We start from the raw sequence: 16,813 nt of genomic DNA on the forward strand, positions 1-16,813 counted from the left end.
TTGTAAGAAAAGCAACTGACCTATTATTCAGCTGCCATTCCTTTTAACAATACATCTATTGCCTTTTTATAAATACGTTTCAGCTCTTTATAATCTAACTCGTAGTAAAGTACTCCAAGCCCAGATAATAATCCATTCACAATATACATAAGATCACGCGTATCATCTTCTTGAAACTCTCCAGACTGTATACCTGCTTCAATTAATTTCTCAACCATAACATATGATTCTCTAGTTAAAGCTAACAGTTCATCTAGAATTTCTTTACTTACAACTTGGCTCATAGAGAATTCCTCTATTGCATTTGAAATGGGTTGCTGTATGTCCTCTACATAATATTCCGCGAGACCATATAGTTTTTCAGTACTAGTACTATACAACTTCTCTTTTTCATTCCATTTTTCAAGCCAATCATACGTATGCTGTTTCACTACAAATAAAAATAATTCTTCTTTACTTTTAAAGTGATAATAAATGCTTCCTTTACTTCTCTCTGTAATCTCACAAATCTCTTCCATAGATGTCGCTGCATAGCCCTTCTGTGAAAACAGACTTTCTGCTTTATAAGCAATTTCTTTCTTTATCTCTTCTGCGCTTCTTCTCATATTCACACCTCTTTAAACCGACCGTTCGGTCTAATAATAACAAATAAAAACCTCTATCGCAAGAGGCTATACTCCTTATTTAAGAAAACGTACTTTCAAACCACATTCGAATCATATGTATTATTCCAAATTTAAATCCTAATTTAGTAAGAAATACGGTTCCCTTGTCATTTCCCCTAGCATGTTAAAAATATTTAATCAAACGTTTGTTTAACTGTTTTTATGCATGTGGAAGCCAACTAATCAAACGTTTGTTTAAAAAGAAATACGCCCCCTATAGGGCGTATTCTCATCAATCACCGCCGCCTCCACCACCGCAGCTACCTCCACTATCTCCACCAAAAGAACCTCCGCAATCATGTGAACCTCCATCGTGCGAGCTATCATTATCCGATCCAGCAAAGAAAAATAATGGTGATGAGCTGTTGGATGAATTATGAATGTTATTTTGTTTTGTAAGATTTACCTTCTTTTTGTTTGATCGAACTGCTGTTGCGATCGTTCCAACTACAACAAATAATAGTATGACAATAATAAATTCCATATAAAAGCCTCCCTTAATCTTCGAATAATTGAATGGTTCTCTCTAAATTTTCAAGTGAAATAAAGCGCGATTCACGAAGAATTTCTTTTCCATTATAAAATAATAAAACTGTCGGCCCTGTAAATACCGCATATCGCCCTGCAATCTCTTGCATGTCTTGTAGTAATATTTCTACTTTCTCTACGTAATCATAATTCTCTAATACGCAATTTACTTTTCTTAACATAACATCACAAACACCACAATTTTCCGTTTTAATAAACAGCAGTACCAATTGTTGTCCTTCAATATATGTCGCTAATTCTTCTATCGTTTCAAATGTATTCATCTTATCCCTCTTAGCGTAATTTACGAAATACTTTATCCTGATACATACGAAAAGCCGAACTATCTTTAATCTTTCTCTTTTCCATTACCTGCTGAAAACGCAGCGTTTTTGCTGTTAACTCTTCTTGTAATTCTGTTCTCTCTACTTCATCATAACAGCACGCAATTAAGTCTTCTATTTTTAATATATCTTTTTGTAGTTCCATTTCTGGTGGAATCATACCTGCATTTTTCAAGATTTTATAACTCATTCTAAGTTCTGGAGGTACCATTGAAAGGTCTTCTAATTGTAGTGGTTTTCCTTTCCCCGGAATATGATCGAGATCACCATTCCGTATTGCTTGTCGAATTTTTTCTTCAGCAATGTTCAAAAAGACATCCACACCATTCGCTCCTTTACATATTTTTACTATTATTTTACATGATATTTTCTCATCTTGCTACGCTATTACAAATTGACTTTATACAATTTTTTCTCAAATTTAATTACAAGGAGCCTTTTCCTCCCTAATCAATATTTTATTTTCATGTGTAGTCTGTATTAGAGCCATTTAATATTGAGAAAATCTTTGCGAATCAAATAAAGCGTTTACACCAAATCTTGCATTTGCTACGATTTAATCACCCCCAGCTCCCTTGTATAGACTTCGTGATGTCTGATCATTTTTATCTAGACGTTTCATACGTCTAGATTCACTTTGATTTATTGGCGCATGCCTTTAAATATATCTTTTATTTTGAAAGGAGAAATGACTATGAGATCAAAAAAATTCACGCTACTATTACTATCCCTACTACTTTTCTTACCTCTTTTTCTCACAAACTTTATTACTCCAAATTTCGCATTAGCAGATTCACCAAAGCAAGGTCAAAAAATTGTTGGGTATTTTCCTTCATGGGGCGTTTACGGACGTAATTATCAAGTTGCAGACATTGATGCATCAAAGCTAACTCATTTAAACTATGCTTTCGCTGATATTTGCTGGAATGGAAAACATGGAAACCCTTCTACTCACCCCGATAATCCAAATAAACAAACGTGGAACTGTAAAGAATCTGGTGTACCACTGCAAAATAAAGAGGTCCCTAATGGCACTCTCGTACTCGGTGAACCATGGGCTGATGTCACAAAATCTTATCCGGGATCGGGTACAACTTGGGAAGATTGTGATAAATATGCCCGCTGTGGAAATTTCGGAGAACTGAAACGATTAAAAGCTAAGTATCCTCACTTAAAAACAATTATTTCAGTTGGTGGCTGGACTTGGTCTAACCGCTTTTCTGATATGGCCGCTGATGAAAAAACAAGAAAAGTATTCGCTGAATCTACAGTAGCTTTTCTTCGCGAATATGGATTTGACGGCGTTGATTTAGACTGGGAATACCCGGGTGTTGAAACGATTCCTGGTGGTAGTTATCGTCCTGAAGATAAACAAAACTTCACCCTTCTGCTTCAAGATGTTCGAAATGCATTAACGAAAGCTGGTGCAGAAGATGGTAAACAATATTTACTAACAATCGCGTCAGGTGCAAGCCAACGTTATGCGGATCATACAGAGCTAAAGAAGATTTCTCAAATACTGGATTGGATTAATATTATGACATACGATTTCCACGGTGGATGGGAAGCTACTTCTAACCATAATGCTGCACTATACAAAGATCCAAATGACCCCGCAGCGGATACGAAATTTTACGTAGATGGTGCGATAGACATTTATACAAATGAAGGGGTTCCAGCGGATAAACTCGTATTAGGTGTACCTTTTTACGGACGTGGATGGAAAAGTTGCGGAAAAGAAAATAATGGGCAATACCAACCTTGTAAACCAGGTAGTGACGGAAAGCTCGCTTCTAAAGGTACTTGGGATGATTATTCTACCGGTGACACAGGTGTGTACGATTATGGTGATTTAGCATCTAATTATGTGAATAAAAATGGTTTTGTTCGCGGATGGAACGATGTAGCGAAAGTACCTTATTTATATAATGCGACTACAGGCACGTTTATTAGCTATGATGACAACGAATCTATGAAATATAAAACAGACTATATAAAGACAAAAGGTTTAAGTGGCGCAATGTTTTGGGAACTAAGCGGGGATTGCCGTACAAGTCCAAAATATAGTTGTAGTGGACCAAAATTACTTGATACGTTAGTAAAAGAATTACTTGGTGGACCTATTACTCAAAAAGATACTGAATCACCAACAAATGTAAAAAATATTTCTGTTACAAATAAAAATTCAAACTCAGTTCAATTAAACTGGACTGCATCTACTGATAACGTAGGCGTTACTGAATATGAAATTACTGCCGGAGAAGAAAAATGGAGTACAACAACAAATAGCATTACAATTAAAAACTTGAAACCTAATACAGAATACACATTTTCAGTATTAGCAAAAGATGCTGCTGGTAACAAATCACAACCTACTTCTATTCTTATAAAAACAGATGATGCTAACACAACACCTCCTGGTGGAAATGGCAATGCTACCTTTTCAGTCACTTCAAATTGGGGAAGTGGTTACAACTTCTCAATTATAATTAAAAATAGCGGAACGACCCCTATTAAAAACTGGAAATTAGAATTTGATTATAACGGCAATTTAACACAAGTTTGGGATTCTAAAATTAGTAGTAAAATAAATAATCATTACGTAATTACGAATGCAGGATGGAATGGTGAAATTCCTCCTGGTGGATCAGTTACAATCGGAGGGGCAGGAACAGGCAATCCCGCCGAACTTGTAAATGCATCCATTAATGAAAACTAAACGTAACCTCCATTAATTATTTCACTAAAGTTTGAATTTAGGTTTGAGTGCTCTATCCTAAATTTAAACTTTTAATTTTATGAAAAATCACATTTTATATTATAATAACCTATTATAATTATATTTAGTTTCTAATATGAAGTTCGCGTGAAGTTCATCTGAATTTTACATGAATTTCCTTTAAGTTCTATTGTTTTCCCATACTAATCACATTATCCTTTACATATAGGAATCATTTCCATTCCATTTCAAACTATCTATATATATAAAAAAGATAGTAGCCTATTAGGGAAAGGCATCTAGTATTATTATAAATATAACCAAAGAAAAAGAACTCTTATRGTGCGCTTATAAGCGCACCATAAGAGTTCTTTTTCTTACAATCCTCATTTGAGAGTTCTCGAAAATCATGTTAATCACAAAGAAAAGGCATTAGCTCATAAAAGCTAACGCCTTTTCTTTGTGATTATTGTTAAACGTTCCATTTTTCGATATTCCATATTTTCGTTATCCATGCTTCATAGAAAGAGGGCTCATGTGAAACAATTAAAACTGTACCTTTATATTGTTTTAACGCTTCCTGTAAATCCGTCTTAGTCTCTGTATCCAAATGGTTAGTTGGTTCATCTAAAATTAAAACATTGCTTTTAGTTACGATAAGTTCGCATAATCGTACTTTTGTTTGTTCTCCTCCACTTAATAACTGGATAGGTTTTAATACATGTTCTTCTTTCAATCCGCACTTTGCTAATGCTTGTCGGATTTCTTTTCTTGTCATATCTGGTCTCCCTGCCCATACTCTTTCTAGTGCAGTTATTTCTGAGGAAAATTCCTCTTGTGCAAAATAAGCGGGTTTTACTCGTTCCCCAACAGAAACTGAGCCGCCTAACGGTTTTATTTGTCCTAGTAATGTTTTTAACATTGTTGTTTTTCCAATCCCATTATGACCAATAATCGCAATCTTTTCCCCTTTTTTCACTTGAAAATCCAATTCTGGAAATAACGGTTCACCATAACCAATTTTCAGTTTCTCTACCTGTAATATACGACTCACTGGCTCAGTATAAACATTAAAATCAAAACGGGCGCGAGGTACATCGTTAACCTTTTCAACCTTTTTCATTTTCTCTAATACTTTTTCACGACTTTTCGCTTGTTTCGCTTTACGAATTTTATTTTTTTGAATAAAACCCTCTAAATGTGCAATTTCTTTTTGTTGTTTCGCATACGCCGCTTGTAATTGTTTCCTTTGTAATTGATAACTTTGCAAAAAGGTTTCATAATCTCCCGCATAGCGCTTAACCTTTCGTTCTTCTAGATGATAAATAACATTCGTAATATTGTTCAAAAATATTTCATCATGCGAAATGATAATATAAGCTTTTTCATACATTTGTAAATATGATTGCAACCATTCTATATGTGCTGTATCTAAATAGTTAGTTGGCTCATCTAATAATAAAACATCCGCTTTTTCTAAAAGGAGTTTCCCAAGTAACAACTTTGTCCGCTGACCACCACTTAACTTTGAAACATCCTTTTCCAATCCTATTTCAAACAAGCCTAAGCCTGTTGCTACTTCCTCAATTTCTGTATGAATTTGATAAAAATTAGAATTCTCCAATATAGTTTGTAACTCTCCATACCTTACTAACAATTTCGCTACTTCTCCTGCTCCAGCCATCTCTTCTGTAAGTTTTAACATGTCACGTTCCAACTCATACAGGTTAGAAAACGCACTTTGCAAGTATTCTTCAATTGTTATGCCTTCTTGTAAATCTATATGCTGTTGCAGAAAGCCAATCTTCACATGTGGAAACCATTCAATGTTTCCATCATCATGTATAAGTTCTCCTGTTAACAAGCGTAATAATGTGGATTTTCCAATTCCATTTTTCCCTACTAGCCCAACATGTTCGCCCTTTAATAATCGAAAGCACGCATTATATAAAATGGTTTTCTCACCATATGAATGACTTACATTTTCTACTGTTAATATACTCATCTTTTTTCTCTCCTTTTCTTATGATCCATAAGCTAAATAGAGAGAACAACAGTATAAAGCCTTATTTAGTTATACATATAAAAATGGGTAAGGTGAATACACCTTACCCATTACATATTATCGTAAGAAAGGATTAAGGTTCTTTACCTGCTGTCTTCAATTTAGCTTATTTGTTAAAAATGGGCAGACTTCTCCCGTATCAAGCTAAAACCATTTGAAGAACAGTTGATAAAGTCATTTTATCCTTTCACTCCTTTAACATTTGTTATATTAAGAGTATAAACCACTCTGTTATATTCTATTCTCTACTTTTTCTTTTGTTCCTTCTTCCAATTTATCCGATGTTAATGAACCCACTATTTCCCCTATAGATTTCATCTTTCTCCTTCAATAGAAAAAAGCCTCTTAACAGCAATTATACAAAAAACTGTTAAAAGACTTTTTTCTATTTTTTCATGTAAGGAGCCAATACTCTTAAAATTTCTTCCTTATCCTTCTTTAACTCAAGAGATGTTAACATATCCATCGTTCGCGGCCTAGGTAATTCCACTTGGACCTCGCCAACTATTGATGCTGGTCTTTGAGATAAAATAAATACGCGATCAGAAAGTAAAATTGCCTCATCTAAGTCATGTGTAACCATAACAATTGTTTGCTTTTCTTGATGCCAAGAATTTAAAAGCCAACTGTGTACTTCCATTTTTGTAAATGCATCTAATTTTCCAAAAGGCTCATCCAGCAGCATAATTGGCTTTTCACATAAATACGTACGAAGGAAACTAATTCTTTGACGCATTCCACCTGATAATTCATCTGGATAATGATCTGCATATTCATCTAGCTCAAATTGCTTTAATGCTTCCATTCCTTCTGTCAGCCTTTGTTTTTTAGGCTTCCCTTCGATTTCCAATGGAAGAACGATATTTTGCAAAGCCGATCGCCACGGTAGTAATAAATCTTGTTGCGGCATATAACTAACAACATCTTGTTTTTTTACATACTCCTCGTTATAAAACACTTCTCCGCTCGTTGGCTCTTCAACACTTGCAATCATATTTAATAATGTACTTTTTCCACAACCACTCGGACCTACAAAAGAGACAAACTCTCCCTCTTGTATAGACGCACTAATATTTGCTAATACATTCTTTCCATCGAAAGCTTTTAAAATATCTTTTATTTGTAATCCACTCATTTTTCACTTGGAAGGAATTCATTTGTAAAGGCATCTTTTACATCGATTTTCTTTTTAATAACTTTGTTGTCATATAAGAAATTCATGTAATTTGTCCAAATCTCTTCCTTCTGTACTCCCCACGCTTTTGCATCATCTTGATACTTTGTACTTAACCACTTTTGGCTTTCTTGTACTAATTCTTTATTCACATCCGGAACAGCTTTAATTAAAATATCCGCAGCTTCTTTCGGTTCTTTAATTGCAAAATCATAACCTTCTGTCGTTGCCGTCATAAATTTTTTCACAAAATCTTTATCTTGCTTCGTATGTTTTTCACTTGTAATAATAACAGGACTATAGAAATCAAGCGCTGGATCTAAGTCTTTTACCATAATTGTATTTAACTCTTTTCCTTGACGCTTCGCTTCAATTCCATCCCATCCATAATAAATCCATTCAAAGTCTGCATCACGACCGATTGATTTAAAGAAATCTGTTTGTCCAAGAATAATTTTTTCAACTTTATTAAAATCAGCTTGATGTTTCTCCATAATCGTCTTTAACGTCGCTTCTTCTGCTGGTCCCCCCCAGCCGCCATAACGTTTACCTTCAAAATCTTTCGGTGACGTCATATTATCTTTTTTTAGAGATGCAAAAGCAGAGGTATTATGCTGAATAATTGCACCAACAGAAACAACTGGGATTCCTTCAACACGAGCTAATGTTACATTTTCTTGTGTGCTTATCGCAAAGTCTGCTTTCCCAGAAGCAATCATCTGCTCTGCCGTTACATTATCACCAGGCTGGATAATTTCTACATCAAGCCCTTGCTTTTTGTAATAATCTTTCGTTTGCGCTACATATAAGCCAGTATGATTCGTATTTGGAAACCAATCTAAAACGACTTTTACTTTTTTATCTTTACTTGAACTTTCTTCTTTCTTCGCCGGATTACATCCGGCAACAGTTACTGCTAATAATGCAGCTAACATAATTTTTAAACCTTTTTTCATTTTCTGCCGCCCTTTCTGTATATCCATGGTGCTGTTATTCTTGCCATAAATTCAACAATAAAGTACAGACATAATGTCACCATGACGATAATCGCTGCAACACCAAATACTCGAGCCGTTAAAAAGGATTTTGTTGCTCTTGTAAGCATAACTCCTAATCCTTCGCTGGCACCAAGCCATTCCCCAATAATCGCCCCCATCACACTATATGTAACAGCAATTTTTAAACCTGAGAAAAAGTATGGGAGTACTGCTGGAAACTTTACTTTCTGGTAAACTTGCCATTTCGTTGCCTTCATTGTTTGTAACAGTTTCAGCATATTTTTATCTACCGTTTGGAAACCTTCTAAAATGCTAAGCGCAATTGGGAAGAAACAAACAAGAATAACAACCATTACTTTTGGCAACATTCCGTATCCAAACCAAATAATAAATAATGGTGCGAGCACAACGATTGGAATTGTTTGCGAAATAACGAGCAATGGATTCATTAAAATTCGAAATAAAGGGATGACATCCATAATGATAGCAATACTCGTCCCAAGTAAAATTGCAAAAAACAACCCAATTATTACTTCCTGTAACGTTTGCACTGTATTCGGTAATAGTAAATCTTTCATTCCAATTAACTCTTGCACAATTGCAGACGGCTTCGGTAAAATCCACGGCTCAATTTTAAATAATGAAACAGATCCTTCCCATATAGCAATGAGAAGGATAAGCCAAATTGTTGTGATTATTTTAGATCGCTTCTGGTTTTGCATATTCATCACGGTACTTCCAAACTTTTTCGTCAATCGTTACGCCTGTACTTGGACGATAGTGAATTTTAATAGAAGTAATTACTTCTTCTGCTCCAGCATCGACGCAAGCTTGTTGCGCGCGTTTAATGACGTCAAGAAGTACATCTAATTCTCCTTCCAACGTTGTTTCCATTGCCCCTACTTCATAACGAACTCCCGACTGTTGTACAACTTCAATTGCTTTATCAACAACGGAATACACATCTTTGTTCTTCGCTTGTGGTACTACTGAAAATGAAATTGTAACTTGTTGTGACATAATAAAATCCCCCTTACAAAATATGGTTTCAAAAAAAGAAAAGGCTTTCCTACCATGTAGGAAAGCCTTGTATACAAGTTATTCTATAATAACTTATGCTACATCACTTTAAAGTAACTCCCTACGCTGGCATTATCCAGATCAGGTTGAGGGTCGATGTATACTTACATCCTCTCAGCCAATTGGCTCCCCGGTTCTTAATTCGTTTTCATTGTAGCATGATTTATTTTATTGAACAAACAAAAGCATGTATAATCATTTCATTTAACTTTTAAATTCCCCAATTAACTCTTGTAACTCCTGTGAAAGCCAACTTAAAGAACTAGCTAATTCAGCAATATCTTGTACAGACATTTCCTGTTCTTTCATACTCTCTTCAATATTACTACTACTATTCGCATACATATTTGCGATATGTGATAGTTCATTTACAACACGAACAATATTTTGGCTATTTTGCAAAATATCACTTGAATTGCTAGAAACAGCTCTAACTTGATTTGTAACAGATTGTGCTGATTTTGAAATTTTTTCAAAGAAAGCACCACTACTTTCAACAAGTTTAATTCCAGATTCTACTTCTTTTGAAGCTTTTTGCATTGAAACAACAGCTTCTTCTGTTTCAGCTTGTGTTTCCCCTATTAATTTTGCTATATCCTTTGCTGATGCTTCCGTCTGCTCTGCTAATTTACGCACTTCATCAGCAACAACGGCAAACCCCTTTCCGGTTGCCTCAGCACGCGAAGCTTCAATAGAAGCATTTAAAACTAGCGAATTAGTTTGATTTGAAATGCCTGTAATTACATTTACAATATCACTAATTTCTTTTGATCTTGTTTCCAAAGAATAAATGATAGAAGATAAATCTTGTACTGCATTTTGTATTATGTTCATTTGATTAATCGCCTGTTCAATAACACCATTTCCTTTTACTGAATGACGCTCCATACCTTCAGACTCTTTCGACATTTGTTCTGCAGCATTCTTTATCTCTTCCATCTTATCTTCCATTTCATATACAATGCCTAAATACTGTGGTACTGAAGTTTCTTGTGATTGAGCGCCAGCTCTTAACCCAACCATAGAACTTACGATTTCTTGAACTGCCATGCTATTCTCTTTCGTACTCACTGACAATTCTTGTGAAGATGAGGAAACCTGTTCTGCTGTCTGCTTCACTTTATCTATAATTCCTTTAAACTTCTCGATGGTATTATTAAAATACGCATTAATAATACCAATATCATCTGGTCTTTCCTCTAATTTAATACTTAAATCACCTTCACCGACTTTGCGCAATCCTTCACGTAAATCTCGCAATGGAGCAAGTGCGTTACGCACAATTAAGAATTGAATAACAGTTGCAATTAAAACAGAAATACAAATAAACATTAAACCTTGTATAATGAAGTTTTCCTTTGTAATAGGAACAATAGAGGCATCTAGATCGGCTGCAACAATTGCCACAATATTATCTTCTCCATCTTTAATTGGCTCTAATATCGTTACCCATGATCCTAATGCGTCTTCATATACCTCTGTTATGTTTGCTTTTTTCGTGCTCATTACTTTATCATATGCTTTCATCCAACGATCTGGTTGTTTGTAATAGTCTCCCGGCTTTACTTCAACAACATTTGCTAAACCTGTAGACAAATCGACGATTTGTAACTCACCTTTTTCATTTTTTTTCGCTCCAACAATATACGTTTGTCCAACACTGTTCAATTCTTTCGTTGATTCATCTAATTTCTCTGTTAACTTCTCTCTCTTTTCTCTTTCTGCCGTTGGGTCTTTTGCAACATCCCTCAATATTTCTGCGTCTAATTTATGTAATACCGTATCTCCAGTTTCAAAAGAATGCCTTTCGAATATAGACATCATACTATTTTGAAACATGTTAAAACTTAACGCTCCCATAGTACCAACAAGCGTCAAAATAACTAATACAGTTAACAATACATTCTTTTGAAGAAACGATAGCTTATGCCAATATGTTTTCATGCACATTACCTTCCTTAATTCAGTTAATACAAAATAATAATTTCAAAACACAACTTTAATTGATAACAATTCTCAAATAAAAACCAAAAAAAAAAGACCAATGAAAAAGCATTGGCCAAGACCAACCCTATCCGTCCGGCAACTGGCTAGCTTAGCCCTTCGACCTTAGCCCCTGTAGTTTTGCGTCCTCATGTTTCCATAAGTTTGCCTTTCTCGCTGAACGAGTTGAACGATATGGGAGTTCTATGAGAATTAAAATATTCTCTTCCAAATATTACAACATAAAAATTAAAATGTCCATCCATTTAAAGATGTAAATATAAAGTTTTAATGTATTATTTTTTCGAAATAATTTAACAAAGTACGTGAATGTTACATTTCTTGTGTTATATAATAAAAAATGTATATAATACAAGGATTATTTCGGATCATTACTTATTTTTCATTCAAATCAAACTATTCGAATATATCTTAACTTACGAATTTCGGAGGTAGTTTATCATGTTTTGGCTACAATTTCTTACGTTACTAATCTGCATTTTTATTGGTGCACGCCTGGGCGGAGTTGGGCTAGGAGTAATGGGTGGCGTTGGTATGGCAATACTTGTTTTCGTCTTCCACTTACAACCTACAGCTCCTCCTATTGATGTAATGCTTATGATTTTAGCAGTAATTACAGCTGCCGGTGCTTTGCAAGCTGCTGGAGGAATGGATTACCTTGTCTACCTTGCTGAGAAAGCATTACGAAAAAATCCAAAGCGTATTACATTTTTTGCTCCTATTGTTACTTATTTATTCACGCTATGCGCGGGAACTGGTCATGTCGCTTATTCTGTACTTCCCGTTATCGCCGAAGTATCTCGCGAATCAGGAATTAGACCTGAACGACCAATGTCAATTGCCGTTATCGCTTCCCAGCAGGCAATTACAGCTAGTCCAATATCGGCTGCAACAGTTGCACTTTTAGCAATGTTAGCCGACTATAAAATCACCTTGTTAGATATTTTAAAAGTCAGTATCCCTTCTACTTTTATTGCTTGTATGGTAGCTGCATTCGTTGCTAGTAAAATGGGAAAAGAATTAAATGAAGACCCTGAATACTTGAGGCGATTAAAAGAGGGAATGATCCCTAAACTTGAAGAGAAAAAAGAATTTGCGGGTGTAAAAGGCGCTAAATTATCAGTTATCCTTTTCCTAGTAGGAACTTTCCTTGTCGTACTTCTTGGTTCATTTGAAGCCCTTCGTCCGGGATGGATGGTTGACGGGAAGTTAGCTCGTCTTTCCATGCCAAACACAATTGAAATGGTCATGTTAACCATTGCTGCTCTTATTATTATTTTCTGTAAACCAAATGTGGAAAGCATTGTAACTGGTAACGTCTTTAAAGCAGGCGCAACAGCAGTTGTTGCTATTTTTGGTATCGCTTGGATGGGAGATACTTTCTTCAACGGAAACTTAAATATAATTCAAGGATCAATTCAACACTTAGTGACAAGTGCACCATGGCTATTTGCTATTGCACTATTCATTCTATCTATTTTACTGTATAGCCAAGCAGCAACAGTTCGTGCTTTAGTGCCACTTGGACTATCACTTGGTATTCCGCCGGCATTACTTATTGCGATGTTCCCTGCAGTAAATGGATATTTCTTCATTCCAAACTACGGGACAATCGTTGCTGCAATTAACTTTGACCGTACTGGTACAACAGGAATTGGTAAATATGTTTTAAATCATAGCTTTATGATTCCGGGCCTGATCGCAACCTTTACTTCTATTGGAATTGGAATGCTCTTAATTTCAATTATGTTTTAAAGAAAAAGCACAAACCTTTATTTAAAAAGGTTTGTGCTTTTTTAATCAAACGTTTGTTTAAACTTTTTTGGCAGTCTATTCCTCCATATAGCATTTAAAATATTACATAGGCTTTTTCTACAAACTCTTATTTACTTCCTCAACTAATTTCTTCGTACTTTCATACGCAGATTCCGCTAAGCTAATCGCTGAAATAACTGAAACACCATCCGCACCCGCTTCTATAACAGAAGCTGTATTTTCAATTGTAATCCCACCAATCCCAACGATCGGTCTTGCAATCTCTTGTTCCCTAAAATACTTTAGACCTTCCGTTCCTTGAACCGCTTTTGTATCTTTTTTCGTACTCGTCGGGAAAATTGGACCAACTCCTAAATAATCAGCTCCATTTTCAATCGCCCAGCGTGCTTCTTCAATTGTATGTGTAGATACACCAACAATTTTATCACCCATTTTTTCACGAACAGAAGTAATTCCTTCATCATCTTGTCCAACATGCACGCCATCTGCATCTAACTCGAGGGCTAGTTCCACATCATCATTTACGATGAATGGTACACCGTACTCCTTGCAAAGCGCTTGTAGTTCTTTCGCAAAATCAATACGTTTCTCTCCCGTTAAAGCCCCTTCTCCCTTTTCACGAAGTTGAAAAATTGTTATACCACCTTCTAGTGCATCTCTCAATACTTGTAGTGGCTCCTTCGTACAATTGTTACTTCCCATAATAAAATATACTCGTAATAACCTAGACATTTCATCCATTGTAATGCGCGACATCTAGTTCCTCTCCTTACTGTATAACCTCAATCTTTCCATACTTCTCAATATCATCTGAAGTTGTATTCGCTAACTGATTTAAAAATTCAATTTGAAAGCTTCCTGGTCCATTCTCTACTGTTTTCAAAGCCGCTACTTCTGCTGCTACTCCATAGAATGTTAATGCGGCTACTGCTGCCTTTACATAATCCTTTTCTACCGCTACAAATGCTCCTATTACAGAAGTTAGTAAACAACCTGTTCCAGTAACTTTCGTTAAAATAGGATGGCCATTTCGAATAAGAATAGTTCGCTCTCCATCTGTAACAACATCTTCTTGTCCAGTAATTATCGCAACTGTATTTAATTCACCCGCTGCCTGTTTTGCAATATTTACAACATTACCGTTTCCAGTACCAGCATCTACACCTTTAATTTCCCATTTCTCATTAATAACGTTAGCTATTTCAGCTGCATTTCCGCGGATAACAGCTAAATCGATTTCAGCTGGAATATATCTCGCAACTTCTGTTCGATAAGAAGTTGCTCCTGCCCCTACTGGATCAAACAATACTGGTACATCATTCTTATTTGCTGATTTACCAGCAAGTAACATCGCTTCTACCTCTTCAGGACGAAGTGTACCCATATTTAAAACAAGGGCTCCCGCAATGCTAGCCATTTCTGCTACTTCTTCTTTTGCATACGCCATTACAGGTGATGCTCCTAATGCTAACAAACCGTTTGCTGTAAAATTTGTTACAACAACATTTGTAATATTATGCACGAGTGGATTAGACTCTCTCACCAAATCCACTACTTTACTAATTTCTTTCATATTCATCCTTTTCATCTCCTAACTATAGTAATGGGAGATACACAAAAAGGCACTTTGCGCGTACGCAAAGTGCCTGAACATGTGCTTTTACACTCTCCCTACGCTGGCATTATCCAACAGGTTCAAATGGTCAATGACGGACTAGTCATACTCTCAGTTTGCATCCACAAACTCCCATGTGTTTATTATTCATCTACTTCAAAGTCTACTCTTATTCTAGTAAAATAACAAGTTCTTTACTTTTATAGAATGATAGAGATCAAAACTCTCCTGGTTCAACCATTCTTCGCCTTTATATAAGTAAAACTCTCACACGTATATTTCACCACAAATAACTCAAACCGTCAGCAAGACTGAATAGAACAAAGATGTATGCTATATTTAACGTATGGAAATTTGAAAGGATGTTTTTAAATATGGCAAAAAGTATTGTAATTGCTGAAAAACCTTCTGTTGCACGTGATATCGCACGTGTACTGAAATGTGATAAAAAAGGGAACGGCTATCTTGAAGGTAGTAAATATATTGTTACTTGGGCTTTAGGTCATCTCGTTACATTAGCTGATCCAGAAAGCTATGATGTGAAATATAAACAGTGGAATTTAGAAGATTTACCAATGCTACCGGAGCGTTTAAAACTAACCGTTATTAAACAAACAGGGAAACAGTTTAACGCTGTAAAAAGTCAGCTTCTTAGAAAAGATGTAAATGAAATCATTATAGCTACTGACGCCGGTCGTGAGGGAGAGTTGGTCGCACGCTGGATTATCGATAAAGTTAAAATGCAGAAACCGATTAAACGTCTATGGATTTCATCTGTTACCGATAAAGCAATTAAAGATGGCTTCGCAAATTTAAAACCAGGAAAAGCATATGACAATCTATACGCTTCAGCTGTCGCACGTTCAGAGGCTGACTGGTATATCGGACTTAATGCGACTCGAGCATTAACTACTCGCTTTAATGCCCAACTAAATTGTGGTCGTGTACAAATGTATCCCGTCAATAGTTAGGGTGAAATTAATATTTCTAGTATTTATATGACTTGTATGATTTCCTCCCAAATTCATATGGTTATAATGATAATTTTAAGTAGGAAAAACCTCGATTGATTGTAAAACATCTTCCTTTTTATTAACAGAATATTCATTCTTTTTTAAAATTGATTAAAAAAATTTTGTAATTAAATGTATAGGTATTGTTTTATCTTATTTCCCTGAAAAGGTTCGATAAACTATGCATAAGTATAACAAGGGTTGCCTTCTGATAGCCAATCTTCTATATGTCTTATGGGGAAACAACCAAGAAATTCAGTTTCCTTTGGTGCTTATCAAATACAATACATTAAGAAGTTATTCCTCTTCTTGTTTAAGAATATGAAAATATCTTTTTTATTCTCTCTAAGATTTCGAAATACGCCCATAACCATATTTTTCACGCCACATTTATTCATGATAATTAAGTTCACTTTTTTCTTTTTGGGATAGGTTTGTTTTCTTAAGTTGATAGATGTGTTGTGGGAACCCATGATAAAAGAAAAAGCAGTTAGTAAAAGCTAACTGCTTTTTGCAGAAGAAAAATCCAATGAAAAGGTACCTAAAAAAAGAGGTATCTACATTATTTTCAGAATATCTAATTTAATACAATTAAAAAACTTATAATCTGTAAATTAAATTAAAATATTCGATATTAGCCAAATCATCCAGAAAAGAATTAAGAATTCGATTAAAATCCAAAATACCTTTTTTTCTGGTTTTTTAAATTCTTTTATTAAGGAGAAAATGGCACTAATTGCTACAAGGATGAAAAGAATGATTCGTATCATGTCTGGCATTTTAACCACTCCTAGTATTTGATTAGGTTCATTATATATTAATTTAAATATAA

At 35.1% G+C, this 16,813-nt stretch carries 15 protein-coding genes, 2 pseudogenes and 3 riboswitches; of the genes and pseudogenes, 3 read left to right on the plus strand and 14 right to left on the minus strand.

The genetic code is table 11. The annotated features are described in order from the left end of the window. Positions 1–23: 23 nt before the first annotated feature. The 5 genes and pseudogenes from AC1DS7_RS14505 to AC1DS7_RS14525 all read right to left on the minus strand — a co-directional run bounded on the left by AC1DS7_RS14505 (position 24) and on the right by AC1DS7_RS14525 (position 1,859). The gene (locus tag AC1DS7_RS14505; protein ID WP_002124986.1) at positions 24–605 is read right to left on the minus strand and encodes a TetR/AcrR family transcriptional regulator; all 582 of its coding nucleotides are present in this window, start codon (positions 603–605) and stop codon (positions 24–26) included. A gap of 79 nt (positions 606–684) precedes the next feature. Further along, positions 685–768: pseudogene (locus AC1DS7_RS14510) on the minus strand (histidine kinase); the annotation flags it as partial. A gap of 129 nt (positions 769–897) precedes the next feature. Then, entirely contained in the window at positions 898–1,149 is a 252-nt protein-coding gene (locus AC1DS7_RS14515; RefSeq protein WP_002029564.1) for a hypothetical protein, read from the minus strand. A 13-nt stretch (positions 1,150–1,162) separates the two neighbouring features. After that, on the minus strand, positions 1,163–1,477 hold the full coding sequence (locus AC1DS7_RS14520) for a thioredoxin family protein (RefSeq protein WP_002063639.1): 315 nt from the start codon (positions 1,475–1,477) through the stop codon (positions 1,163–1,165). A 10-nt stretch (positions 1,478–1,487) separates the two neighbouring features. Further along, positions 1,488–1,859: a DnaJ family domain-containing protein gene (locus AC1DS7_RS14525; protein WP_215588699.1), complete on the minus strand. Its 372-nt coding sequence runs from the start codon at positions 1,857–1,859 to the stop codon at positions 1,488–1,490. A 372-nt stretch (positions 1,860–2,231) separates the two neighbouring features. Between AC1DS7_RS14525 and AC1DS7_RS14530 the strand changes: the two genes are divergently transcribed. Continuing rightward, a complete protein-coding gene (locus AC1DS7_RS14530; RefSeq protein ID WP_215588698.1) occupies positions 2,232–4,256 on the plus strand; it encodes a glycosyl hydrolase family 18 protein in 2,025 nt (674 codons plus the stop codon). A 472-nt stretch (positions 4,257–4,728) separates the two neighbouring features. Here AC1DS7_RS14530 and AC1DS7_RS14535 read toward each other — a convergent pair whose 3' ends face one another. The 6 genes from AC1DS7_RS14535 to AC1DS7_RS14560 all read right to left on the minus strand — a co-directional run bounded on the left by AC1DS7_RS14535 (position 4,729) and on the right by AC1DS7_RS14560 (position 11,517). Next, positions 4,729–6,261, minus strand: a complete 1,533-nt coding sequence (locus AC1DS7_RS14535; RefSeq protein ID WP_002140244.1) for an ABC-F family ATP-binding cassette domain-containing protein — start codon at positions 6,259–6,261, stop codon at positions 4,729–4,731. 445 nt (positions 6,262–6,706) lie between these two features. Further along, positions 6,707–7,456: an ABC transporter ATP-binding protein gene (locus AC1DS7_RS14540; protein WP_078204731.1), complete on the minus strand. Its 750-nt coding sequence runs from the start codon at positions 7,454–7,456 to the stop codon at positions 6,707–6,709. Beyond that, the gene (locus AC1DS7_RS14545; RefSeq protein ID WP_476999075.1) at positions 7,453–8,451 is read right to left on the minus strand and encodes an ABC transporter substrate-binding protein; all 999 of its coding nucleotides are present in this window, start codon (positions 8,449–8,451) and stop codon (positions 7,453–7,455) included. The genes AC1DS7_RS14540 and AC1DS7_RS14545 overlap by 4 nt, the downstream gene beginning before the upstream one ends. Beyond that, entirely contained in the window at positions 8,448–9,221 is a 774-nt protein-coding gene (locus AC1DS7_RS14550; protein ID WP_002091231.1) for an ABC transporter permease, read from the minus strand. The genes AC1DS7_RS14545 and AC1DS7_RS14550 overlap by 4 nt, the downstream gene beginning before the upstream one ends. Continuing rightward, a complete protein-coding gene (locus AC1DS7_RS14555; RefSeq protein ID WP_000082898.1) occupies positions 9,193–9,513 on the minus strand; it encodes an MTH1187 family thiamine-binding protein in 321 nt (106 codons plus the stop codon). The genes AC1DS7_RS14550 and AC1DS7_RS14555 overlap by 29 nt, the downstream gene beginning before the upstream one ends. Positions 9,514–9,614: 101 nt before the next feature. Then, positions 9,615–9,716: riboswitch (TPP riboswitch) on the minus strand. Positions 9,717–9,777: 61 nt separating this feature from the next. Then, positions 9,778–11,517: a methyl-accepting chemotaxis protein gene (locus AC1DS7_RS14560; protein ID WP_061688646.1), complete on the minus strand. Its 1,740-nt coding sequence runs from the start codon at positions 11,515–11,517 to the stop codon at positions 9,778–9,780. A gap of 134 nt (positions 11,518–11,651) precedes the next feature. After that, positions 11,652–11,736: riboswitch (cyclic di-GMP riboswitch) on the minus strand. A 282-nt stretch (positions 11,737–12,018) separates the two neighbouring features. Between AC1DS7_RS14560 and AC1DS7_RS14565 the strand changes: the two genes are divergently transcribed. Continuing rightward, positions 12,019–13,332, plus strand: coding sequence for an anaerobic C4-dicarboxylate transporter family protein (locus AC1DS7_RS14565; RefSeq protein WP_476999076.1), 1,314 nt, complete (start codon positions 12,019–12,021; stop codon positions 13,330–13,332). A 117-nt stretch (positions 13,333–13,449) separates the two neighbouring features. Here the strand turns inward: AC1DS7_RS14565 and thiE are convergent, their stop codons facing one another. Together thiE and thiM are read right to left on the minus strand one after the other, a co-directional pair. Beyond that, a complete protein-coding gene (gene thiE / locus AC1DS7_RS14570) occupies positions 13,450–14,109 on the minus strand; it encodes a thiamine phosphate synthase (RefSeq protein ID WP_476999077.1) in 660 nt (219 codons plus the stop codon). 13 nt (positions 14,110–14,122) lie between these two features. Next, positions 14,123–14,932 carry a hydroxyethylthiazole kinase gene (thiM, locus tag AC1DS7_RS14575; protein WP_476999078.1) on the minus strand — a complete coding sequence of 270 codons (810 nt, stop codon included), beginning with the start codon at positions 14,930–14,932 and terminating at the stop codon, positions 14,123–14,125. A 72-nt stretch (positions 14,933–15,004) separates the two neighbouring features. Beyond that, a riboswitch (TPP riboswitch) is annotated at positions 15,005–15,114 on the minus strand. Between the two features lie 228 nt (positions 15,115–15,342). Between thiM and topB the strand changes: the two are divergent. Continuing rightward, positions 15,343–15,918 (plus strand): annotated as a pseudogene (gene topB / locus AC1DS7_RS14580) (DNA topoisomerase III); the annotation flags it as partial. A 677-nt stretch (positions 15,919–16,595) separates the two neighbouring features. On the opposite strand, the gene AC1DS7_RS14585 reads toward topB, so the two are convergent. Beyond that, entirely contained in the window at positions 16,596–16,760 is a 165-nt protein-coding gene (locus AC1DS7_RS14585) for a hypothetical protein (protein WP_476999079.1), read from the minus strand. Between the last annotated feature and the right edge of the window lie 53 nt (positions 16,761–16,813).

This window comes from Bacillus sp. P4_E1, from assembly GCF_056401715.1.